Annotated in this window: 25 protein-coding genes and 2 pseudogenes; 2 read left to right on the plus strand and 25 right to left on the minus strand. The window is 42.7% G+C overall.

Features of this window, described 5'->3' with window-relative positions:
- Nucleotides 1-38: 38 nt before the first annotated feature.
- The 12 genes from MHB72_RS14055 to MHB72_RS14110 form a co-directional block, all read right to left on the minus strand.
- Nucleotides 39-1,163, minus strand: a complete 1,125-nt coding sequence (locus tag MHB72_RS14055) for a M14 family metallopeptidase (RefSeq protein WP_095291083.1) — start codon at nucleotides 1,161-1,163, stop codon at nucleotides 39-41.
- A 131-nt stretch (nucleotides 1,164-1,294) separates the two neighbouring features.
- Nucleotides 1,295-2,236 carry an iron-hydroxamate ABC transporter substrate-binding protein gene (locus MHB72_RS14060; RefSeq protein ID WP_033155114.1) on the minus strand — a complete coding sequence of 314 codons (942 nt, stop codon included), beginning with the start codon at nucleotides 2,234-2,236 and terminating at the stop codon, nucleotides 1,295-1,297.
- 174 nt (nucleotides 2,237-2,410) lie between these two features.
- Nucleotides 2,411-4,309, minus strand: a complete 1,899-nt coding sequence (locus tag MHB72_RS14065) for an LTA synthase family protein (protein ID WP_216920067.1) — start codon at nucleotides 4,307-4,309, stop codon at nucleotides 2,411-2,413.
- Nucleotides 4,310-4,490: 181 nt separating this feature from the next.
- Nucleotides 4,491-5,465: an ROK family glucokinase gene (locus MHB72_RS14070; protein ID WP_216920065.1), complete on the minus strand. Its 975-nt coding sequence runs from the start codon at nucleotides 5,463-5,465 to the stop codon at nucleotides 4,491-4,493.
- A gap of 24 nt (nucleotides 5,466-5,489) precedes the next feature.
- Nucleotides 5,490-5,687, minus strand: a complete 198-nt coding sequence (locus MHB72_RS14075) for a YqgQ family protein (protein WP_020452188.1) — start codon at nucleotides 5,685-5,687, stop codon at nucleotides 5,490-5,492.
- Between the two features lie 99 nt (nucleotides 5,688-5,786).
- Nucleotides 5,787-7,241 (minus strand): spore germination protein, encoded by a 1,455-nt coding sequence (locus MHB72_RS14080; protein ID WP_020452189.1) that lies wholly within the window; start codon nucleotides 7,239-7,241, stop codon nucleotides 5,787-5,789.
- Between the two features lie 76 nt (nucleotides 7,242-7,317).
- Complete coding sequence (locus MHB72_RS14085) at nucleotides 7,318-8,856, minus strand: rhomboid family intramembrane serine protease (protein ID WP_216920063.1); 1,539 nt, start codon at nucleotides 8,854-8,856, stop codon at nucleotides 7,318-7,320.
- Nucleotides 8,857-8,952: 96 nt separating this feature from the next.
- Entirely contained in the window at nucleotides 8,953-9,126 is a 174-nt protein-coding gene (locus tag MHB72_RS14090) for a hypothetical protein (protein WP_020452191.1), read from the minus strand.
- A 42-nt stretch (nucleotides 9,127-9,168) separates the two neighbouring features.
- Entirely contained in the window at nucleotides 9,169-9,741 is a 573-nt protein-coding gene (locus MHB72_RS14095; RefSeq protein WP_216920061.1) for a 5-formyltetrahydrofolate cyclo-ligase, read from the minus strand.
- Between the two features lie 49 nt (nucleotides 9,742-9,790).
- Nucleotides 9,791-9,940 carry a 50S ribosomal protein L33 gene (rpmG, locus tag MHB72_RS14100; protein ID WP_003183500.1) on the minus strand — a complete coding sequence of 50 codons (150 nt, stop codon included), beginning with the start codon at nucleotides 9,938-9,940 and terminating at the stop codon, nucleotides 9,791-9,793.
- 103 nt (nucleotides 9,941-10,043) lie between these two features.
- Nucleotides 10,044-11,156 carry a glycosyltransferase family 4 protein gene (locus MHB72_RS14105; RefSeq protein ID WP_216920059.1) on the minus strand — a complete coding sequence of 371 codons (1,113 nt, stop codon included), beginning with the start codon at nucleotides 11,154-11,156 and terminating at the stop codon, nucleotides 10,044-10,046.
- Nucleotides 11,153-11,641: a hypothetical protein gene (locus tag MHB72_RS14110; RefSeq protein WP_254122062.1), complete on the minus strand. Its 489-nt coding sequence runs from the start codon at nucleotides 11,639-11,641 to the stop codon at nucleotides 11,153-11,155. Before MHB72_RS14110 ends, MHB72_RS14105 begins: the two co-directional genes overlap by 4 nt.
- A 184-nt stretch (nucleotides 11,642-11,825) precedes the next feature.
- On the opposite strand from MHB72_RS14110, the gene MHB72_RS14115 reads away from it, so the two are divergent.
- Together MHB72_RS14115 and MHB72_RS14120 are read left to right on the plus strand one after the other, a co-directional pair.
- Nucleotides 11,826-12,176, plus strand: coding sequence for a hypothetical protein (locus MHB72_RS14115; RefSeq protein ID WP_011198121.1), 351 nt, complete (start codon nucleotides 11,826-11,828; stop codon nucleotides 12,174-12,176).
- On the plus strand, nucleotides 12,173-12,652 hold the full coding sequence (locus MHB72_RS14120) for an endolytic transglycosylase MltG (protein ID WP_216920055.1): 480 nt from the start codon (nucleotides 12,173-12,175) through the stop codon (nucleotides 12,650-12,652). Before MHB72_RS14115 ends, MHB72_RS14120 begins: the two co-directional genes overlap by 4 nt.
- 56 nt (nucleotides 12,653-12,708) lie before the next feature.
- Here the strand turns inward: MHB72_RS14120 and MHB72_RS14125 are convergent.
- From MHB72_RS14125 to MHB72_RS14185, 13 genes and pseudogenes are all read right to left on the minus strand, one after another.
- Nucleotides 12,709-12,936, minus strand: a pseudogene (locus tag MHB72_RS14125) (IS3 family transposase); the annotation flags it as partial.
- Between the two features lie 544 nt (nucleotides 12,937-13,480).
- Complete coding sequence (locus MHB72_RS14130) at nucleotides 13,481-13,777, minus strand: hypothetical protein (RefSeq protein WP_020452196.1); 297 nt, start codon at nucleotides 13,775-13,777, stop codon at nucleotides 13,481-13,483.
- Entirely contained in the window at nucleotides 13,767-14,321 is a 555-nt protein-coding gene (locus MHB72_RS14135; protein ID WP_026579300.1) for a stage II sporulation protein M, read from the minus strand. Before MHB72_RS14135 ends, MHB72_RS14130 begins: the two co-directional genes overlap by 11 nt.
- Nucleotides 14,318-15,025, minus strand: a complete 708-nt coding sequence (locus MHB72_RS14140; RefSeq protein WP_020452198.1) for an ABC transporter ATP-binding protein — start codon at nucleotides 15,023-15,025, stop codon at nucleotides 14,318-14,320. The genes MHB72_RS14135 and MHB72_RS14140 overlap by 4 nt, the downstream gene beginning before the upstream one ends.
- Nucleotides 15,022-16,716 (minus strand): hypothetical protein, encoded by a 1,695-nt coding sequence (locus MHB72_RS14145; protein ID WP_020452199.1) that lies wholly within the window; start codon nucleotides 16,714-16,716, stop codon nucleotides 15,022-15,024. The genes MHB72_RS14140 and MHB72_RS14145 overlap by 4 nt, the downstream gene beginning before the upstream one ends.
- Nucleotides 16,717-16,788: 72 nt before the next feature.
- A complete protein-coding gene (locus MHB72_RS14150; RefSeq protein ID WP_020452200.1) occupies nucleotides 16,789-17,133 on the minus strand; it encodes an uberolysin/carnocyclin family circular bacteriocin in 345 nt (114 codons plus the stop codon).
- 24 nt (nucleotides 17,134-17,157) lie between these two features.
- Entirely contained in the window at nucleotides 17,158-17,811 is a 654-nt protein-coding gene (locus tag MHB72_RS14155) for a YIP1 family protein (RefSeq protein WP_020452201.1), read from the minus strand.
- Between the two features lie 157 nt (nucleotides 17,812-17,968).
- Nucleotides 17,969-18,240: pseudogene (locus MHB72_RS14160) on the minus strand (IS3 family transposase); the annotation flags it as partial.
- Nucleotides 18,241-18,410: 170 nt separating this feature from the next.
- Nucleotides 18,411-19,190 (minus strand): phosphate ABC transporter ATP-binding protein PstB, encoded by a 780-nt coding sequence (gene pstB / locus MHB72_RS14165; RefSeq protein WP_023855209.1) that lies wholly within the window; start codon nucleotides 19,188-19,190, stop codon nucleotides 18,411-18,413.
- A 12-nt stretch (nucleotides 19,191-19,202) separates the two neighbouring features.
- Nucleotides 19,203-20,015 (minus strand): phosphate ABC transporter ATP-binding protein PstB, encoded by an 813-nt coding sequence (gene pstB / locus MHB72_RS14170; RefSeq protein WP_043054596.1) that lies wholly within the window; start codon nucleotides 20,013-20,015, stop codon nucleotides 19,203-19,205.
- A 34-nt stretch (nucleotides 20,016-20,049) separates the two neighbouring features.
- The gene (gene pstA / locus MHB72_RS14175; protein WP_025811149.1) at nucleotides 20,050-20,937 is read right to left on the minus strand and encodes a phosphate ABC transporter permease PstA; all 888 of its coding nucleotides are present in this window, start codon (nucleotides 20,935-20,937) and stop codon (nucleotides 20,050-20,052) included.
- Nucleotides 20,937-21,866 (minus strand): phosphate ABC transporter permease subunit PstC, encoded by a 930-nt coding sequence (pstC, locus tag MHB72_RS14180; RefSeq protein ID WP_003183532.1) that lies wholly within the window; start codon nucleotides 21,864-21,866, stop codon nucleotides 20,937-20,939. Before pstC ends, pstA begins: the two co-directional genes overlap by 1 nt.
- 75 nt (nucleotides 21,867-21,941) lie before the next feature.
- Nucleotides 21,942-22,859, minus strand: a complete 918-nt coding sequence (locus MHB72_RS14185) for a phosphate ABC transporter substrate-binding protein (RefSeq protein ID WP_023855212.1) — start codon at nucleotides 22,857-22,859, stop codon at nucleotides 21,942-21,944.
- Between the last annotated feature and the right edge of the window lie 54 nt (nucleotides 22,860-22,913).

The raw sequence follows: 22,913 nt of genomic DNA on the forward strand, positions 1-22,913 counted from the left end.
ATTGGCTGTCTAATTTACGATTTTCACCGTGAAAAGTTTCAGCTTTCAAAAAAGCAGGATGCCCAAAGTATGCCTCTGCTTTTACAATATATATCGTCAAATTGTTTCATTGGTAAAGGATTTTTTCCTTTGCCGAGTTCAACAGTATATCCTTCTCTTCCGAAAAAATGAATAAACCAATCTCTAAATCCTGCATAGCTGTCTATATATCTGACGCCCTTATAACCGCTCAGGCGCTCAAATGTTTGGATCACATCGGCTGATTCAGGAGGCTCCAGCCCCTTGTATCCCCAATAAATTTCCTCTCCCTGTGTGTGAAGCGCCACAAGCCGATCAGGCGGCTCGTTTGCGATTAAATCCCTCATCGCTGCCGCTTCCGGTTCTGTCAGCGGTTCATCTCCGGGGTAGTCCCTGTAGGAAGGGGATTTGGGCGGTTTTCTCTGTTTTTCGATCTCCCAAAAAGACGGAAACTGATTATTTAAATCCACTCCGTTTATATTGGCTTTCCATTCCCGGAAATCCGGTTGATGCTCATTCATCTCATCCAGTGCTTCCCGCGCTATCCCAAGATGACCGGGACCGTTAAGCACAAGATCAACCCCGTCGGGATTAACGATCGGCACGACGGAAAGCTTTGTTGATGAAAAAATGTCAAGCGGTGAAAAACCTAAAGCGGACCGGCCTGTACATAAATGATAACAATATTCTTTGAGCCATTTCATCAAAACAGAAGTGGTGATCCATTCATTGGCATGAAAAGAAGCATTCATATGCGTTTTTTTTTCGGCATATTCAGCTCCGAGGAGCAGTTCGTATATAGGCTGGCCCATGCTTGAGCGACCGATGATGCGGGAAGTAACAAACGGAAAGCACTCCGTCAATCTGTCAATTTCCTTTTTCAGTACTGCTGAATCGTAAACGACTGTTTTTGTCAGCCACTGTTCATCTTCAAGTGTGTATTGATTCACCAATAATTGCAGCTGTTCATATGTTTCGGCTGCTGGAACGTTTTTTCCTGCTTGAAAAGACGCTCCCGGAAAATAAAATTCGTCCGCGGCTGCATTCGCGTTTGCGCTGATTAAAAGCGGTTCGGGTATGTTCAGGATATTAGACAATCTTTCCATATTCTGCTTTAACTCCGGTTTGATGTTGATGAATGCCATCAATGATCCCTCCCACAATAGCATATGATGAAGGCTCGTTTAAAAACTCTCCCGGTTCGCTTAAAAAACGCTTTTTCAATAAGGTTTCAGCCCGCAAAAAAACTTCCGCCCAAATAGGCGGAAGTTCATCTTTATTTCGCTAAGCTTTCTGTAATAAAGTCAAGCTGGCCCTCTAATGAAATCGGATCGGAAAAGTAGAAGCCGACAGGGTCGATTTTATAGACATGTTGATTTTTGACCGCGCCAAGGTTCTTCCAAATAGAGGTATTAAGCACGGCGCTGTCGTCTCCGCTTGATTCCCAGGGCCCTATAAATATATAATCTCCGGCGAATTCAGGCAGCTTTTCTAATGAAATGCTCGTGTAGCCCGGCCCTTCGTCGATTGCTTTTTCCTTCGTCAGCTTTGTCGCCTTTAAGCCGAGATCTTGATAAACAATGCTTCCTCCCCTTCCGAATTGATCGCCGAATACAAAGATTTCTTTGCCATTCGTTTGCATAATGGAAACCGTTTTGTCCCCGACCGCTTTTTGAATTTTTGATTTTGCCGCGGCAACTTTTTTGTCCCATTCAGCCAGCCATTTCTCCGCTCGATCTTCAGTACCTGTCATTTTTGCGAAATCCTTCAGCCGTTCAGTGTTATTCAAGCTGTCATATTTCAAAGCGACCGTCGGAGCGATTTTTTCCAGCTTTTCGATATCAGCGCCTTGGGTCGTCCATACGACAATCAGGTCCGGTTTTAATTGAATAACCTTTTCAGCGGAATTTCCTTCACCAATGTTTGTCACACCCTCGGTTTTCCCCTTGAAATAAGGATTTTTGAATACCCTGTCAGGTGCACCCACTACATTGAGACCGAGTGTCTTGAAATAGCCGAAATAATCGTCAGCCATGACAACCACCCGTTTCGGATGCTTCGGAACTTTAACCGTTCCGTTTTCAGCCTTGTATGTAATCGTTTCTTCGCTTTTTGATTGAGAAGACGAATCTTTGCTCTCCGTTTGATTACCGCATGCTGTCAATGCTGCGATCAATAATAGTACAAAGCATGCTCCAGCGAGCGTCTTTCCTTTCATATTCACCTTTCATACCTTCTTTCTGGTTTGAATATCGATAAAGAGAATCATTATCAATTATATCATAACCGGCATCGGCTTGGATCATGATTTTTATGACGGACTCTTGTCATTAAAAACAGGCCGGAACGATATCCGGCCTGCTGCATCAGCTTTCTCCGCCAAAAGAAAAGCTTACTCGTCTTTCGGCTTGGCGTCAGATTGCTTTTTTAAGCGCTCGCTGTCATAAAACCTCAGCAAGTCGCCATAAATGATTTGATCTGAATATGAAAGCTCCTGTTTCGCTTTTTCAATGTACGGCTCACAGCCTTTTTTATCTTTAGACGGCTCTCCTGTCGATTTATCATAGCATATGCCGTCTGTGTATACTTTGTCTTTCGTAATAAAGCTGCCGTCGCGAAGCACTGTAAACTCCGTTTTGTCTTTGGCAAACAGGTCGTTTCCAAACTGGATTTGATCGCTCGAATCGATTCCGAGAAGGTTCAGTACAGTCGGCCGAATATCGATTTGGCCGCCGACGGTGTCAATGGCTTTCGGCTCTTTATCCGTCACTCCCGGAATGTGGATCACAAGCGGGACTCTTTGAAGCTGCACTTCCTCAAACGGGGTTACTTCTCTGCCGAGGAATTGGCTCATCGCTTCGTTATGGTTTTCGGAAATCCCGTAATGGTCACCGTATAACACGATAACAGAATTATCGTAGAGGCCGTCTTCTTTCAGCTTTTCAATAAATCGTTTAAGCGCTTCATCCTGATAGCGGACGGTCGGGAAATATCTGTTTAACGTACGGCTTTTTGAATCAAATTCATCGATCAGTTTATCTTCCTCATCCAGCTCAAACGGAAAATGGTTTGTCAGCGTGATCAGGCGGGTATAAAACGGCTGAGGCATTTCTTTCATCAGCTCTGATGTTTGTTCAAAGAATTCCTTATCTTTCAGTCCCCAGCCCACTGAGTTTCCTTCGTTTACATCATAGGAATTGATATCGTAAAACTTATCGTATTTAAACGTATCGTACATAATATCCCGATTCCAGAAGCTTTTGTTGTTCGCATGGAAAATCGAGGAATAATAGCCGTGGTTTTTCAATATTTCAGGCATTGCCGTATATTCGTTTCCTGCATTCGTAAAGAAGACCGCTCCTCTTCCAAGAGGATAGAGAGAGTTGTCAACGATGAATTCGGAATCTGCCGTTTTGCCTTGGCCTGTCTGATGATAGAAATTCTCGAAGCTGTAGCTTTTCTTTATCAGGTCGTTTAAATAAGGCGTAATCTCTTTGCCGTTTAACTTTTGGTTCACGACAAAGCTTTGGGTGGATTCCAGGGAAACGAGGATCACATTTCGACCCTTGGCGATCCCGGCCAGGTTCTGATTGGTGTCCGTGCGGTTTGCGTTGACATAGTTTTCAATCTCCGTGAGGCTGTTGCTGTCGGCCAGCGCACGCTGTGCAGACTGCTTTGACTGGATCAGCCCGTCATAGATATGGAAGTTGTAAAGACTGATATTCTTCACAAGAACTTCCCTGTCAAACGATCTTGTCAAAAGCTGCGGTCTTTCTGTTTCAGAAATCCCTAAATTGAAAAAGAAAACGGCAGCGACAAATAGATAGTAAGCCGCGCGTTCCTTTCTTGTCGCCTTTCCGCCTGTTTTGGCAGGCTGGCGCTTGTACAGCCAAATTAAAATGGCAATGTCGACGACGAGGAGCAAATCGGTCGGCATAAACAAAGAGTTGATACTGCTTCCCAAATCACCCATATTATTCGTCTGGAACAATACAGGAATCGTTAAAAAGTCGTTGTAAAAACGGTAGAAGATCATGTTCGCAAGCAAGACAAACGTCAGGACGATACTTGCCCCGATAATAAACCGGTTCCTGTTTTTTTCTTTGAAAAACAGGCCGATTCCGAATATAAACAGCAAAAAGCTTAAAGGATTGATGAACAATATAAACTCTTGCATGAAGTTTTCAATTTTAATGTTGAAGCTTGTTTTGTAGACGACATACGTTTTCAGCCACATCAGCAATGTCGCAATTAACAAAAACGAAATTTTTGAAAAAAATGACTTTCGCATTCGAAACCTCCCTATGCAGCAAGACGCATGTTTCCGCAAACTGAATTTCCACATATTGTTTTATTTTAGAAAAATCGCTAAAATTACTAAATCATATCTTAACCTGTCTGTACAAAAAAATCAATCATTTTTCACATTGGCTTAAAAGTGTTAACAATGCTGCAAAGCGGTCCGAAAATGCTTATAAAACAGGCTCCGCCTGGCTTTTCAGCCATTGGTTTTTGGCGATCCATGCGCCGCCGATCACGCCTGCGTCGTTTCCAAGTGAAGCGATTACGATCTCAGCCGCCTCGCCGGCCCGCGGGAATACGAAGCGGTTGAAAGATTGTTCAACTTTGGAGCGCAGGATTTCTCCTGCTTTTGAGACGCCTCCGCCAATTACGATTTTCGAAGGATTGAGCGAGCTCGCCAAGTTGCCGAGGACCATTCCTAAATGACCCGCCACATAATCGACGACTTCGCAAGCAACCGGATCATTTTCCCGGGCCGCTTCAAAAATATCGCGCGCCGTGATATCCGGACATGCACGCAAGTCTGTATCTAGATGATCGGATTCTATTTTTTCTTTGGCAATCCTGACGATGCCCGTAGCCGAAGCGATCGTTTCGATACAGCCGCTTTTCCCGCAGTTGCACGGCGCTCCTCCTTCAGGAACTGAACAGATGTGGCCGATTTCTCCGCCTGCACCGTTTTGCCCGCGGACGATTTCTCCGTTTACAATAATGCCGCCTCCGACACCCGTTCCCAACGTGACAAGAATCAAATCCTTTGCGCCGTCTCCCGCTCCTTTCCACATTTCGCCGAGAGCCGCGATGTTCGCGTCATTTTCAATGACCGCCGCTAATCCTGTCTCTGCTTCAAGGTGGTCTTTTAACGGATAGTTCTCCCAGCCCATGTTCGTCGTTTTATAAACGATGCCGGTCTCCGTATTGACGGGGCCCGGAGCGCCCATGCCGATCCATTTTAAGATGTGCTTCGGTTTGCCGAGCTCTTTTAATTTTCCGTCGATGGCTTTTGCGATGCTTACCGTAACCGTTTCCCCCGATTTATCGGTCGGAATTTCCCACTTGTGCAGGATTTCACCATAAGCGCTTACAAAAGCGAGCTTTACCGTTGTTCCTCCAAGGTCGACTCCAACCAGCCAGCTGTCATTCATTTTGCTCCCCCTCTAATCCCTGTTTTATTTTCTCTTTACTTTTGTGAGTTCATTCTGCAAAATTGAAACGCCTTTAAGCCACTGTTCTTTTTCTATCAGATTCGAAAGAAACATTTCTTTCAGTTCGTCCATCATATATTCAAGTTCAAGTTCGCGATCTCCAAAATAAACATAACATCCAAACTGTTTCAGCAACAGCTGTACATCATAGGCTGTTTTCATTTTATTTCACCATTCTTTAAAGGTCTAACATTAGAGTATTCATAAAGCTGTCCGGCGTCAAGCAAAAAAAAGCCTGTTTTCCTGAAGGAAAACAGACATTCAGCGGTCTGGATCCTGGGGATCCAAAAATACGGGCCTTCTATTTTTCAGCGGCATTGGCGTTCGAATCGCGATATCTCGAAAGGCTCTGTAGTCAAAGGGGATAAACGGCCATAAATACGGCACATGAAACGACTTCATTCTGACCAGATAAATCACCCAGCAGAAGATCGCGATGACAAAGCCGATCGGTCCGAATGCGCCGGCCGCGATCAGGAGAACGATTCTTGCCAGCCTGTTCGCTATGCTCAGCTCATAGCTCGGCGTAGCAAACGTGCCGATAGCCGCAACAGCGAGATACAAGACGACTTCATGCGAGAAAAGTCCGACCTGCACCGCCACTTCTCCGATCATTAAAGCAGCTACAAGTCCGAGAGCCGTAGCCAGAGACGACGGGGTGTGGATTGCAGCCATCCGCATCATGTCGACGCCTATTTCAATTATGATGAATTGCGCAAGCAGCGGAAGGGCCCCTTTTTTTTCAGGCCCTATATATTGAAGGGCGTCCGGCAAAAGATCGGGATGGACAGAGAGCAAAAACCACAGCGGCAGCAAAAAGATCGATGCCAACACAGATATAAAACGGACCACTCGCAAATAGGCGCCTGCAAGCGGTTTGTTTCTGTACTCTTCGGCATGCTGCAGATGGTGCCAAAAAGTAACAGGGGTAATCAGCGCGCTTGGCGAACCGTCCACAAAGACGAGAATGTGGCCTTCGTACAAATGAACGGCCGCAGTATCAGGCCTTTCTGTATAGCGGACCGTCGGATAAGGATTCCAATGACGGCCGCCGATATATTCTTCCAGTGTCTTTTCCGCCATTGTCAAAGCGTCCGTATCGATCGCTTCAAGCGATTGCTTCAGCTTTTTTACACTTTCCAAATCAGCGATATCTTCCAAATAGCAGATGACAACATCTGTTTTGCTTCTTCTGCCGACCTGAAGGAACTCCATTCTGAGGGAACGGTCGCGGATTCTTCTTCTCGTCAGTGCGGTGTTGAACACGATCGTTTCGACGAAGCCGTCTCTTGAACCTCTGACGACACGTTCATTGTCGGGTTCCTCCGGGTTTCTTGCCGGGTATGTCCGCGCATCGATAATAATGGCATGGTCCACCCCGTCGACAAGGAGAACGGCCGGCCCGGACAGCACCTGGGCGGCTGCTTTGTCGAGGTCGTCTTCCGTATCAATTTCGATGTATGGGATGTACGTTTTGATCAGCTTCTCAAGCGGATCGTCTTCCAGACTTTCAGGGGTGAGCCTTGAGAGATTCTTAAGCAAGTGATGCATAATATCATCTTTTACAAAGCCGTCGACAAGATAAAGCGACATGTCTCTATCAGCATAAACAACATCAAGCCGGATCATATCGAAGCTTTTGTCGACCCCCAGCTTTTCATTTAAATATTCAACATTTTTCGCTAAATTTTTTTGGACCGCATGCTTTTTTTCCATTGTATATTAAAAGCTCCCGTCAAATGAGTCTATACTAAAGACCATTTTTAACATAACGGAAGCTTTTCATACTTGGTTACCGGGCGGTTTCTTTCTTAAGTTCGTCCCGAAACGCTTTATACATCTCTTCATCAGGCTTTTCTGCCAACGCTCTTTCAACAGACTGTTCGGCTTTGGCGAACTCGCCTTTTTGATCATAGAGCCTGGCAAGAATATAGAGTGAGGCGTGGTCTGATGGATCTTTTTCAACGACGGCCTCGAACCTTTTCTCAGCGTTTTCAAACTCGCCGAGCTGAAATTCGGAATAAGCGAGCAGCTTTAAAGTGTCGCTGGAAGCGTCCTGCTTTGAGCCCGCTTCCTGCAAGGCATCTTTTACCTTTTCATAGTCTCCCTCTTCATACCATTTCGCCGCCTGATGCAGCATGGCATTTTCCTGCATCGAAGCTGAATGTGTCCCAATGTACAGAGCGCCTCCTCCGATGACAAAGATGAGAACCCAGCCTGTCAGCCGCTGGAGCGGTCTTTTTTTCCCGGGGATTCCGACCGCCAAGGCCGTCAGGAGCCCGCCGATCAATCCGCCGATATGGCCGGCATTGTCAACATTTGAAATCGTGAAACCGAGGCCGAGGTTCAGAATGATAATCACAATGATATTTGTTCCAATCGTTTTTAAGAAAGCTTTCCGATTTGAAAAAGCCAGATACAAAAGTGCTCCCAAACAACCGAAGATGGCTCCCGAAGCCCCTGCGGACGGATACGGGCTGAACAGAAAGCTGCCGATCGATCCAAAAATTCCGGCTGATATGTATATGACAAGAAAGCGGAATGATCCAAACACCCTTTCTGCCGCGGCTCCGACAGACAGCAATGCAAATGTATTGAACATGAGGTGGACCAATCCGATATGAAGAACGATCGGCGTGACAAGCCGCCACCATTCCCCGGCTAACAGGAGGCTGTTTTCCTTCGCACCGAACCGGATGAGCGTGTCGGTATTCTGACTGCCGCCCGACATTTCCAGAAGCAGAAACATGAAGACTTGAAGCACTGCAAAAATCCAGGTAAACATCGGTTTGCCTTTCTCAAATACAGCCGCTTCCCGCCGCCTTTCTTCTTCTCTTGCTTTAGCCGCTGCTAATACTTCGGCTCTCTTCTCTTCCACATTCTCGTATCCGGCATCGTGCATGTGGCCTGTCAGCTCATCCGGCCCCATGTTTAAAGCAACGGCGAGTTTGCGGAAGCCTTCTTCAGCCGAAGCGTGCTCAATAAAAACCGGCACGATGCTGATCCGTTTATCTGCGACCGGATGACTGACAACATCTTCCCACTCATCTACAGGTGCTTCCTGTGACAAATAGACGTTTAATATCGAGAGCTTTCGCTGCCTTGATGCTGCTCTCAGGCGCTCCGCTCTTTCATAAAGAGATTCCAAGTCACCGACGAGATCCTGTCTGAAATCGATATCCTTCCGAAAAACGCGAACCAAATCATACGGCGCGCTCCCCCTTGCTTCAAGCCAGGCTTCTCCGAATGAAGCTGGTGCCTGCACAAGCTCAAAATCCCTGTCTAAGAGGTTCCCGATGAAATTCCAATACAAATAATCGATTGAATACATACCGACGCTCCACAATTGTTTTTGTCCATTATAACAGGAAACGCGTCATTCTGCGCCTTTTAAGCGCTTTAAAAAAATCCCGTTTTTAAACGGGATTCAGAAAGCCTGCTGTATAAACTTATTGCGAAAAAACGGAATTCTCATCATCAAATGGATAAAATAGTGGCGGATCTGGTTTTGACCAAGAATGAAATTGATGACACGATAACGGTTTTGAAAAAACACAAGGGCGGCAATGACGCCTACTGCAATGAATGTAACTTTTCTCATATGATCCCTCCTATAACCGTATCGTGTCTCATTTTTTAATAATTATTCAGCAGACCCGCTGCAGGTGTAAACGGCGTCTTCGGTAAAAATTTGCTCAACCGGAATGTCGTGCGGCTCCTTTGGGACATGATCGATCACTTGGCACTCGAAAGCCAGCGATGCGGTATCTTTTGTGAAACCGGCCAGGTATCTGTCATAATAGCCGCCTCCATAGCCGATTCTGTATCCTGTCCGGTCATAGCAAATTCCCGGCACAAGGATGAAATCGATGTCTTCAGGCTCCATCCGCCCGGTTTTGTGCACGATCGGTTCCTGCAGGCCAAAATACACAACTTCAAGATCGCTTTCATCCTGAAAGCTGCGAAAGTGCATCTCTTTTGTATCAGGCATACATTTCGGAATGCACACCGTTTTTCCTTCATGCCGTGCCTGTTCGATAATCGGTTCTGTCGGAACTTCGCGATTTCTGGATATCGTAAGGGCAATGACAGACGCTTTTTTCCACTGTTTGGATTGAAAAAGCTTCCGGTGAATCGCTTCCGCCTTTAGAAGAAACTCCTGTTCCGGCATGTTTGCAAGCCTCTTTCTGACCTCATTTCGTAAAGAACGCTTCACATCTCTTTCCCCCTTAAAAACAGAAAAACAGCAGGAAAATCCCTGCTGCTTACTTTGTTTCGCGGTGTAATGTTGATTTTTTGTCACGTGGGCAATACTTTTTGAATTCAACGCGATCTGGATTGTTACGCTTGTTCTTTGTAGAAATATAGTTACGCTCGCCGCATTCAGTGCAAGCTAAAGTAATATTAACGCGCATTTATTTTTCCCTCCAAACTATATATCATTTCTGTTCAGACTTATCTATAATACCACTTATGATGCCGGAATGCCAGGCGTTTTTTTTAGTTTGTCACGGTTTGTTAAAAAGACGTGTGATACACATGTTGCAAAAACACATTTTTGATATATCCAGGATCATGCAAATCCAATATATAAGCCTCTGCCGTTTGCCCGACCTTGAGCAGCTGCTCCTTATCGCGGACAATTTCTGCAAGCGCATATGCAGCTTTATCAGGATGATTAAAATCAATCTGAAAGCCGGTCACCCGATCGATGACGAAATCGTTCCATCCCCCGTTGGTTCCGACGGCGACGGCAACGCCGGCTGCCATGCTATCTTGAGCAGCGATGCCGAACGGCTCATAACAACTTGGGAAAACAGCCATTTCACAAAATCCCAGCCAGCTCTCTCTTTCTTCTTCACAAAGGAAAGGAAGAATTGTCACACTTTCCTTAATGCCCAATTCTCTTGCCTTGGTCTCGATCCCGCTTTGAAGCGGTCCTTCCCCGGCAATGACAAGTTCAAGATCAGGCTGCCGTTTGCGAAGCTGCTGAAAGGCGTGCAGCCATTCGATAAACCCTTTTTCCGGAACAAACCTTCCGCAGGAAAAAAAGTACGGTACGCTTTTCATTCGTTTTTTCACCGTGCGGCTTTTTATGCACGGATGGGGAATGACGCGGACTTGCTCGAAAGGAAGCGAAAACGCCTTTTGCATGTCTGTCTTCATCATGCTGCTCAGCACGAGAATTTGATCGCTTTTTTCAGCCAGAAGCCGTTCGAGGCTTGCTCTGTATGGGTGGACATTCTCGCCTGCTGCCGTTTTCCGGCCGCTTTCAAGGCCGTGTACCGTGGAAATCAGCGGAAGAGCCAGCACCTCGCTGAGATAAACGGCGGCAGGCGCGGTGATATCATCATTTGCATGGATAAAATTAAATTGTCCTTTATACGCCAGCACGGTTTTGATCATCTGAAAATTCATGGCGGCCACCGCCTCTTCAAAAGAAGCGAACGCTTTTAAATCAAGCGGAATCTCAAGCGTTTTCCATCCATGGCTGTTTTGCCCGGCAGCCGTCGTGCAGACGGTAAAGCTGACTTCGTTCCGCAATAGTTCAAGGTGACTTTTCACATAGCGCCCCGCTCCGCTTTTCAATAAAAGAGGATTTTCCAGCGACAGCAGCAATACGTTGATCAACGGAAACGCTCCTTTCCTTCTATTAAAGAATAACTCGTGTACGCGGAAAATTGAGTCGTCCAATCCTGCTGATTGTCGTGATACAGAAAACAGCTGCTGTTTGAATGGATTCCGTTTTCCCCAAGGTAGAAGCAGCCGGAGGTGAGAACGGCCAGCGACATGTTGAGCGAATTGTATATCCGGTATTCCGCTTTGTAGAACGCATTGCCTGCAGCGGGAAAAACCGAGGCTTCTCCTTTAAATGCATCGGTATGGATCGTCCGTACGCTGCGCTCTCCGTTTTTTACGCAAAAGAGAAGAATTTGCTTTTCGACGTCTTTTATACTTTCAAACAGAACCGCTTCAGCCGCTGAAAGCACAGCATCTGAGATTTCCCAGCTCAGCCGAACGGTTTCATGATCCGGCGAAGATATTTTTAAAATATCGTTACAAAACAAAGATTCGCTTCGAATACTATGTTGAAAAGGTTTTTTCGAGACGATCATCCTTTTCACCGTGCGCCCTCCCGTTAAGCCCTGTTATGTATTTATCCTATTGGAAATGGCCCCGCAGGCGCAACAAAAATAAAATTCTTCGACAAAATTTTTATTTTTTGCATTAACTCCTTTTGAAGCAAGCGTTTTTATGGTATAAAAAAGAAGGAGAAAATTAGAATTGAAGGTGATGAACGTGGAAATTGCTATCATTGCGCTGCTCGTTGTCAGCATTGCGCTGATTGCATTCTCATATTTTCAAAGAGAACCGATCAAGGAAGTTGAACAGGAGTTGGAAACCCTTCAGCTGTCCGCCATGCAGGAAATCTATAAATTGAAAAAGAAGATGACCGTGCTTGAGGAAGAGCTCCTCGATTCAAATGTGGTCGTCCGCAGACCAAATGCCGGCATCAGCCAGCATATTGCGAAGCAGATTCTTTCAAAATACCAAAACGGCATGTCTGTAGACGCCATCGCTAAAGCTGAGCACGTATCTGTCGAAGATGTGAAAGCGATCATTAAAGACAATGAGAGGGTGCTTGTATGACCAGACAAAGTGTACAAGCATTTGCCGGTGGAATAATTTTGGCTACCGCCGTTCTTGCAGGCGCATTTTATTTGACAGATAACGGAAAAGCTGAAGCTTCTAAAGACGCTCAAAACATCAGCGAAACCGATGTCAAAACCTATTTAAAGGACAACCAGCAGGTTTCGCTGAAACGCGAAGAATACCAGCAGCTGCTCCATTATAAAGAGACCGCTCTGAAGCAGGATGCTTCGTCTCAAAACAAAAAAGAGAAGGAAGCAGAAAAAAAAGATTCCAAGTATAAGCTTGAAATCAAAAGCGGCATGAGCACGGCTGAGATAGCAGACCTCCTTGCAAAAGGAAAAGTGATTTCATCTGCCGATGACTTCAAAGATTATGTAAAAAAGACCGGAAACGAATCTAAAATCCGCGCAGGTAAGTACGAACTGAAGCGCGGTGACAGCTTGAAAAACATCGTCAAAACACTGTCCAAATAAAAAAGCAGGCTGGAACGGGACTGACCCCCGTTTTGAGACAGGATTTAAAAACACCTTTAAACAACCAATTCCCGATAGTTTACCGGTGATTGGTTGTTTAGTTTTGTTTTAATACGAATATTGTTAAAATAATGAATGTATTTCTTTAACAGTGTGTTCTACGATGGCAGTCGTAGTTCGATCAATGCTGTTAAGATCAAACGTTTCAGACTTTAGTGAGGAATGAAACGATCCGATGGAGGCATTATATTAATAGCTTTCTGATACTCATAAGATGTATACACTTAACCTTGATCGCACAGTAAGCAAGGACCCATATGTAATTTTTACAAGCTGAAGCAGTGCGGGTACAGTTCATAAAAAGGTTGTGGCTCCTGCACCATCTAAGTGTGAGATCATCCCACTTGCAGCTGTACCCATGGAAACAGTGACAACATTCCCCTTTGTCAGCTGTTTAATGCTTTGATTAGAGGTTCAAAGAATCCTGTGTCTTGTAAAATGCAAAAATTAAAGTGGCGAAGATAAACATGGTCGCCACTGGCAGTACTTTGATAATCCCTTCTTTAAATATCATTGATGCCAAATCCAGCAATAAGCACCCCTATCAAAGGCACCATGGTCGGACTTGCTTTCCCCAAACCAGCAAACCAGTAAACGTTAACATAAGCCCTCCCCCTACAGAAACCGTTTACATACCTATACAATAAAAAAGATGGAGAACCCATTCGTAGTACGGAGTGGAACTTGTCAAAAAGCAATTCAAATTATTAATTTAAACGATATAAAAAAACATCCATTAAGGACGTTTTTTGATTGAGAATTAAGCAATCAATTTAACCAAAAGAAAGTAACTGTAATTAAAAGTATTAAATATATGGCCGAAAAAATTCTATAAATACCTTTTTTGGTTTGGAAAGGTGGGGATATAAAAGTTACTAAAATGGTCGGGCCAAACAAAGCAATCAAAAAGTACCTATAATCAAAAAAGACAGTACAGATTGATAGTAGTATTGAAAAATAAAATACTATTATAAATGAAGTATTAACTTTACTTTTCGTTTCTTTTTGTTCTTCTTCTGTATGATCATCCAGTAATTTATCTATCTGCTTTTTATTAAAGAACATAAGAGCCTCCTAATGTTAATTTGTTAAGTAAATAAGGTGTTATTAATGCTTCTGTAACAGCAGCAAGTAATGTCAATAAAAAAAGTATAATAACAAAGTACAAAAAATCTTGTAAAAACTGTTTTTTTGAAAAATAAATACCCCTTATCTTCATATACACGTAATCTAACAATTTGAAACCAAGTGCTCCCGACAAAATCATTGCCGGAATCTCAAAAATACCGTGAGGAACCAAAGCAGTTAATATAAATAAGACATCGTTTCCATGGTCAGTGATACTATGTAAAGAAGATAGACCGACTAAGAAGCCATTCAATAGTAATAAGATAGATGTCAAAATTCCAAATGTAAACATTGAAAAAATGAGAAATAAATTTGCTGCAAAATTATGTGTAAAGTAACCTGATACTGTGATATTTTGAACATTATCTTGACTAAGGCTAGGTAGAATATTGTTAAAAATCACACCAAGAACTAAACCCACTATGTAAAAGGAGCTTGCTATATAGAGTATACGCTTATTTCTTTTTATTAATTCCTTCATTTTAGTATCGTATCCATATCCCTTATAATCAAATCTTCAAAATCCTTTATGTCTGTCAGGTGATTATATTCTTTAACTAAAGTACCATTAATCAGTATACCAACCTTATCGCATAGTTGTTGCGCTATGTTTACAAGATGTGTAGACATGATGACAGTATTCCCCTGTTCAGCATAACGTTTGAGAAAACTTTTCATCATCTTTGTAGTGGGGGGATCAAATGCCCCTAATGGTTCATCTAATATTAATATTTCTGGTTCATGAACTATGGCTCCTGCAACAGATAACTTATGTTTCATACCAAAAGAAAATGTAGATATCATGTCGTTTTCATTATCTTTCAATTTAAATTGACTTAACAAAAGATCTATTCTATCATTTTTAATCTCATAAGGGACTTCTTGTAAATCAGCAACAAACTCAAGGTACTCTCTAGGTGTTAAATAATGATAGATAAAAGGTGCGTCTGGAACGTATCCTATATATTTAAGGTAAGAGGATCTTTCAGATTCCAAGGTTTCTCCTTTGACAGTGATTTTACCTTCGTAAGGTTTCACTATACCAAGGATACATTTTAAAAGAGTTGATTTACCAGCTCCATTTGGTCCAAGTAAGCCGTAAACTTTGCCTTTCTCTATCTTTAAATTAATAGATTCAAGGATCAGTTTATCTTTATATTTGAAAGACACATTTTCAATGTTCATGTTTTCATCTCCCAATTTTTCGTTCCTATTCTTTTAATCCAAAAATAATAAAAGACTCCAATACCTATAACAAATAAAATGGTACCTGTCACAATGATTAAAAAGAATACTCCCCTATTAATAATATTAAAAGTAACGAGAACGCCTGTGATACCATACAACTGAAGGTAAAATGCCAGTAACACTCCGAGAATAGTATGTTCAAAAAATGATGCTTTAACAGATGAACCAATGTCTTCAAAGTTCTCCCAATCTAAACGAGGATAGAGAAATGTTCCAATAATTTGTCCAGCCCCTATGATAAGACTGATGGAGTTAATCATGATGAACAATATAAGCTGCGTCATAATATCTAAGTTGAATAACAATAAGATGAATAAAAATAACGTATTCATTAAAATAAGAATCACAGATAAGTGCAATAAAGATTTTCCTGCGATCAATTTAAAAATAGAAGCACCCGAGCTCTTATAAACGTAAAGGTTCTCACGCTCTGCATCTGCTGAAGTTACGCCAAGTAATCCCTCTCCTAATAAAGATGTATTATAAGTCACAGCAAATAAAATTGGGTAGATAACAAAAATGTCTGAGAAATCAAACCACTTTTGATTTAAACTAAGACCTATCAATACACCTAGTTCTACTGCAATCATATTAATGGAAAGTACCAGTCGTTTTTTTATTGTAAAATTAGCTCTTAATAATGCAGTAAGGTCTTTCTTTAGAATAGCAATATTTTGCCGTGGTAAGGTCTTTTGTAAGAAACTTAAAAAAGGCAACTTGATTGGTTTTAATTTTGGCAAAAGATTATTAGGTACTGCTTCTTTTATAATCAATACTTTCAAAATTAAATGAAAGGTAATAAAGGCGAAAAGGCAACCTAAAGCAATATAACCTATAGAACATAAAAAAAATAAATGTATATCACTTGTTGAAAGTAAAAACCAATTTGTAGGCAGCCAATTGGTGGTTAATATCGTATCTAATTTGAATAGATATATGAAATTGCCAATAGCTTCGAGGAGATCATTTTGATAAAAATAATTAAGTCCAATCCAACCAAGAAAAGTAGTTGAAATGGCAGATATACAGGCAATTCCTATAAGGGATAACAAGCTTTTTAATCGTGAATTTAAAATGTTATGTAGAAATTTAGAATAAACGATGTATGTAAGCGATGAATAAAGACTTGTCAGTCCAACAATAAATATTAGCAGTGATGGAAATGATAACAAAAGATATATACGGTCATGTGTAGAAAAATTTATAAAAAAGAGTATAGGGAATAACACTACTGTTAATTTAAACAGGATGTTTAGAAAAATTGTTGTGAAGAATCTTGATAATAAAATTTTTTTGGGATCCGTTTTTAAAGTATGAAGAAGAAGAAAATCTTCAGGATATACATATCGATGTATGATATCAGTCGATGATTTTAATATATTCAAAACAAAAAAGAGAATGATAAAGTTAGTACCTAGAGTTAGAATATGCTCTGGAACTCCAGTTAAAAGAGTCTGTGAGGCTTTATATAGAATAAATATATACACCAAGAAAAAGGGCGCAAAGACAAATAGAATTTTATTTGATTTAAGTAAATTTTCGCTTGATGGGAAAAAATAAATCAAGCGATTTAAAGTTCGTCTATAGGTTAGTTTAAAGTTTGCAATGAGAACCCTTTTGTTGAGCATGTGTATATTCCTCCTAGAACGAAAATAAGGAGGAGTATAATTATACTCCTCAATCTCTTCCTTTTGAGCATCTTACCATTCAGCAGCATATTTCTTGCCGTATTTTTTAGCTAGCTTTTTCGCTGTAGCTACCATTGCAGCTGTAATTAGACCAGTTCCGCCCAAAACAACAGCCAATAGGCTGAGAATTGTTAATACATCGCCTGTTGTCATAATAACACCGATTGCTACATAGGCTGTTTTTTTACTAATTCCTAGGTTTGTTGCAAGGTCTAAAGCGAACTGATGACCTGAACTAAAGTCAATAGAAGCTAAACCTGCAATACCTTCTGACGAGCCCATAAGGAAAGTAGCAATGGCAAAGAGAGAAACTACACCTGTAATACTTGCAATTTTAAAAAGATTGCTATTTTTCATCTTGAAATCTCACCTCCTTTCAGTTTATAAAAATAAACTTGTTGAAAAAAGAGAAATAATACCTAAAGACATTGTAATGCTAATGATTATGATGGTTTTTTTATAAGAAATTTGATGTATTACTTTTAAGGCAATACACCCTAGAATAGTAGACCACCAAAAGAAAGGGTCGATAATAATATTCAAGATAATATCTAGCGGCTGTTGAGAATTTGGGTAAATAACTGAAAAGGCGAAATCACTACCTAAAAAGAAAGAAAAAATAATGAGTATTGTAAATTTGATGCCTATAGGTATGATTGAATAAATAAAACTAGGGAAAAATTCTTTGGCTGTAGCGGTCCCGCCAATTAATATCCCAATAATATGTATAATAAAAAAGCTTACAAGAACCATCGAGGTAAATTGAATAATACCTAATACTAATGTAATGATCATAATGAGTGTATTCATATCAGTTGTATAATCAATTCCATTGTCTTGAAATGAATTATTAATCAAGGTAGAGAGTGTTGGGAAGATAGCTAAATAAAAGCCTAAGAACAGAAACAATACAGCTAGGAAGACAAACCAAGAATGACGATAATTCTTATCGCTAGAATACTTGATAGAAAGAAAGTCCTTTGGAGAAAATATGAAATGATGTACGAGAGTAATAAAGTTTTGTTTATTATCCATAAATGCTCCTTATATAAACAAAAGTATTTTTTGGTAATTCTATTAAAAACATATCACCTTTTACAATGTTTGGTCAATATGGGATTTTATTTATTAAGGTAAATTTAAGGTTGAATTGTTTCGTGAAAATCGAAAAGAATGCCTCTGGGACTACCCCCTTTTTTAAAACTTCATTTTGTTGTTTCAGCTAACGACTTTCTGCCTGCATTCAGAAGAATACTCGGGATCCTTTCGATAAGTATATTGTTTTCCAACAGGCTGTTCGAATCAGTGTTTATCCGCAGCCTTATACCACCTGCCCCATGCCTGAACCCGCGCCTTATTCTTGATATTCGATTTCTGCATGATCTCTTTCTTAGGTACGCCTACCAATCTCATTTCTAAAGCCTTCCGTTTGACTTCAACCGGATAATTCACTCTTGTCCCCATAGAAAAAACACCTCCACGTCTTATTTCGGATAACAACTATCCGTTCAACTTTGAAGGTGTTTTTTATTTGTCTCATCTTATGGGACCGGTCCCCTTCGTACCAGCCTGCTTTTTTATTGCCTCCGCTCCGGTGCAAAAAAGGCTGCCGCTTTAAAGCGGCAGCCTCTTTCTCATCCGAACCGGCCTGTAATATAATCTTTTGTCCGATAGTCGTCAGGACTTGAAAACATTTTGACCGTATCGTTGCACTCAATCAGCTCGCCCATGAGGAAAAATGCCGTTTGATCGGAAATTCTCGATGCCTGCTGCATATTGTGCGTGACGATTGCAATCGTGTATTTCTCTTTCAGCTTGAGCATCAGCTCTTCAATTTTCAAAGTCGAAACTGGATCAAGAGCTGATGTCGGTTCATCCATCAAGAGAACGTCCGGATTGGTGGCCAGCGCCCTTGCGATGCAGAGGCGCTGCTGCTGCCCCCCGGAAAGTCCGAGCGCCTGGGAATGAAGGCGGTCTTTCACTTCATCCCACAGCGCCACATCCACAAGCGCTTTTTCCACCCTCTCATTCAATTCCTTTTTGTTTTTCAGTCCATGGATCCTTGGTCCGTATGCGACATTATCAAAAATCGACTGGGGAAACGGATTTCCTTTTTGAAACACCATACCGACTTTCTTCCGCAGCTCAACAAGATCGACTTTGCTGTTGAGTACGTTCGTTCCGTTGTAGCTGATCTCTCCGGTCATTTTGACATTCGGAACCATATTGATCATGAGATTCAGCGTTTTAATGAAGGTCGACTTTCCGCAGCCTGACGGACCGATGATGGCGGTAATTTCGTACTCGGGTATTGTCAAGTTAATGTTCTTTAATGCGTGATGTTCGCCGTACCATAAATTCAAATCATTGATCTGGTACACATCTTTTGGCTTTACGGCTGTTACAGCGCTCATACCGGCCCCTCCTTATCCAAACCTGCCGTTGATGTAATCCTCTGTCTTTTTTTCTGAAGGATTCATAAAGATCTTTTCCGTACGATCGTATTCGATCAAATCTCCGTTAAGGAAAAATGCCGTTTGATCGGAAATTCTTGAAGCTTGCTGCATGTTATGCGTGACAATGATGATCGAGTATTCCTCTTTTAAACCGACGATTAATTCCTCTATTTTCGCATTTGAAATCGGATCGAGCGCTGAAGCAGGCTCATCCAAAAGCAGGACTTCAGGCTTCATCGCGAGCGTCCGGGCGATGCAGAGGCGCTGCTGCTGCCCGCCTGACAGCGAAAAAGCCGACTCATGCAGCCTGTCTTTCACTTCATCCCACAGCGCGGCTTTCCTCAAGCTTTCTTCCACGATCTCATCAAGCACGGATTTACGCCGTTCGCCCGCATACTTTAAAGCGTGGGTAATGTTGCTGTAAATCGATTTTGGAAAGGGATTCGGCTTCTGAAATACCATTCCGATTTCCCTTCTCAGATTGACGACATTGATATTGGAATCAAGGATGTTAAGTCCTTCATATCGTATTTCTCCGGATGTTCTGGCTGATGGAATCAGATCGTTCATCCGGTTGATGCTTCTTAAAAAAGTCGATTTTCCGCAGCCTGACGGGCCGATCAAAGCCGTAACGGCATGTTTGTCAACATGCATGGAAATGTCGTTGACGGCCCGCTTTTCTCCATAGTAAATATTTAAATTTTTCACTTCTAAAATATGTTCTTTCGCTTCAGGAAACGGAGCGATTCCGATAGTGTCGCGCACGGTTTCCAAAACCGGCATCTGAACCTGAACCATATGATTTCATCCTTCCTTCTTATTTGTTTGCCGTTAACTTTTTATGAATAAAAGAGCCGAGCCATCGGGCTGCCAAATTAAAGATCAAGACGGACAGTACAAGAACGGCGGATGCCCCGTTTGCGATCGCTTCAGCATCAGGGATGATCCCCTGTGTGTTTACATTCCAAATGTGAACGGCCAGCGTTTCAGCCGGTCTGAAAATATTGAGCGGCGAGGTCTCAGAAAACGGATTCCAATCGGCGAAATTCAGTCTCGGCGTGGTTAGTCCGGCTGTAAACAGCAAAGCGGCAGCTTCGCCAAATACGCGGCCCGACGCAAGAATCGCCCCTGTGATGATGGACGGCACCGCACCAGGGATCAAGACCGTTTTAATCGTATGCCACTTGGACACACCTAAAGCAAGGGAAGCTTCTTTTTGTTCCTTAGGTACAGAGCGGATCGCATCCTCTGTCACCCTGACCATGACGGGAAGGTTGAAAATCGTCAAAGCAAGCGCTCCGCCGATAATGCTGTACCCCCATCCGGTCAAATTAACAAACAGCAGCATGCCGAACATCCCCATGACGATCGAAGGAAGGGATGACAAAACTTCAATACAGACACGGATAAAATCGGTCAATTTGTTGGCGGGCGCATATTCAGCCATATAAATTCCTCCGCCGACTCCAAGGGGAACCGTGATCAGCATCGTCAGTGCGAGAATATAAAACGAGTTGAACAGCTGATCGCGGATTCCGCCGCCGCTTGAAAGCGCACTGGAACGCGAAGTTAAAAAGCTGAGACTGATATGTGAAACACCATTGATGATGATATAAGTGAACAAACCGACAAGAATGGCGGCGATTACCGCAGCAATCAATCCAAAAACACCGGTTGCTAAACGATCTGTTACTTTGCTGTTCATTACAGTTTCCTCCTGGATGACAGATAGCGGATGAGCAGGATGAACAAGAACGACATGATCAGAAGGACAAGGCCCATTGACCAGAGCGTATTGTTTTCCACGCTTCCGTATGTTGTATGGCCCATATTCAACGTTATAATCGTTGTTAATGTCCCCGCAGGGTCTAAAAGGCTCTCAAACAGGTTTCGGGAATTTCCGATGACCATCTGCACGGCCAGCGCTTCGCCGAACGCCCTCGCCATTCCTAAGACGACGGCTGTCAGAAGCGAAGGCAGCGCTGCCGGTATCAGCACTTTTCGGATTGTCTGCCAGCGGGTTGCGCCCAATGCGTATGATCCTTCGCGCAGATTTTTCGGCAGCGACATGAGCGCATCCGTTGAAATAGAAGTGACCGTCGGCAAAATCATGACAGCCAGGACAATCGTTCCCGCCAGAAGGCTGTGGCCCGATCCGCTTGACTTAAACTGTGAAATGAACGGCACTAACACTGTAAGGCCTATGAATCCATAAACAACGGAAGGAATACCAACAAGCAATTCGACAACCGGCTGCAGTACTTTTCTGCCCCATGATGGCGCGATTTCCGTCATGAAAATCGCACCTCCTATTCCAAGCGGTGCAGCAATCAAAGATGCAAGAAGGGTCACTGCAAAAGATCCGAGTATAAACGGAAGGGCTCCGTATTCAGGGTTTTCGTTCGTTGGATTCCAATCTAGACTGGTTAAGAACTCAATTGGACTTACACCATTGGCCAGAAAAGATTGCAACCCCTTATTTCCGAGAAAAATTGTGATCGAAATCGCCGCCGCCATCATGATAAACGCGCACGACGCAACCAAAATCCTCCCGCGGATTTCATCCATTTTGCGATTATGCTTGGAGCTGATCAGCCGCTCTTTTGCGGACAGTTTCTCTATTTTTTGAACCATTTTTTTACACTCCTATAAGAACAAGTCATAAGAGGGAAAGTGTCAGGAGCACACTTTCCCGCCTTCTATTGTCAATTATTTATCAGTTTGCTTTCCATTCGCATCGCGCTTGACTTCCATGTCTGTTACTGGAATGTAGCCCTGCTCCGTCACGATGGATTTTTGAATGTCATCGTTCATCAAATAGTCGAGGAATTCTTTCGCCAAGCCTTCAGGCTCGCCTTTCGTATAAGAATGCTGGTATGCCCAGATCGGGAATTTGCCTTTTTGTACATTTTCGGCTGTCGGCTTAACGCCGTCGATTGAAAGCGGAGTGACAGTGTCATCCTTGATATAAGAAAACGCAAGATATCCGATTGCTCCAGGCGTTTCAGCGATTAACTTTTTCACTGTGTTTGAAGAATCTTCCGTGATTCCTTCAGCCGGAGTTTCTCCGTCAAGTGCATATTTAACAAAAGTCGCGCGGGTTCCTGAAGAATCAGGACGGTTGACAAGCGTAATCTTTTGATCTTTCCCGCCTAGTTCCTTCCAGTTCTTGATTTTACCTGTGAATACCTTTTTGAGATCCTCTAACGAAATGTCATCGATGCCTACTTCAGGATTGACCGCAGCTGCCATTCCGACAACCGCAACTTGATGATCGGTAAGTTCTTTGGCAGGAATGCCTTCTTTTTCTTCGGCAAAGACATCGGAGTTGCCGATTTGGACTGTGCCTTCAGCCACTTGGGAAAGACCTGTGCCAGAACCTCCAGCCTGAACTTGAATATCGGCATCAGGATTTTCATCCATGAATTTTTCAGCCGCTGCTAAAACAAGAGGCTGCATCGCCGAAGAACCCGAAATCGTCAAAGAACCTGAAGCCTTATTCTCTGCTTTATCGCTTTGTTTGCCTTCGTCTGCATTGTTGTTTGTACTGCTGCTTCCGCAAGCTGCTGCGAAGACAACTAAAACGGACATGATGAACATCAGTGTGATTTTTTTAAATGGTTTCACTTCTTAATCCTCCCGCGTAAATGTGTAATTTGTCCTACGGGTATAGCGTAACTT

Source organism: Bacillus sp. FSL K6-1284 (assembly GCF_038002625.1).
In the GTDB taxonomy this organism is placed as follows: domain Bacteria; phylum Bacillota; class Bacilli; order Bacillales; family Bacillaceae; genus Bacillus; species Bacillus paralicheniformis.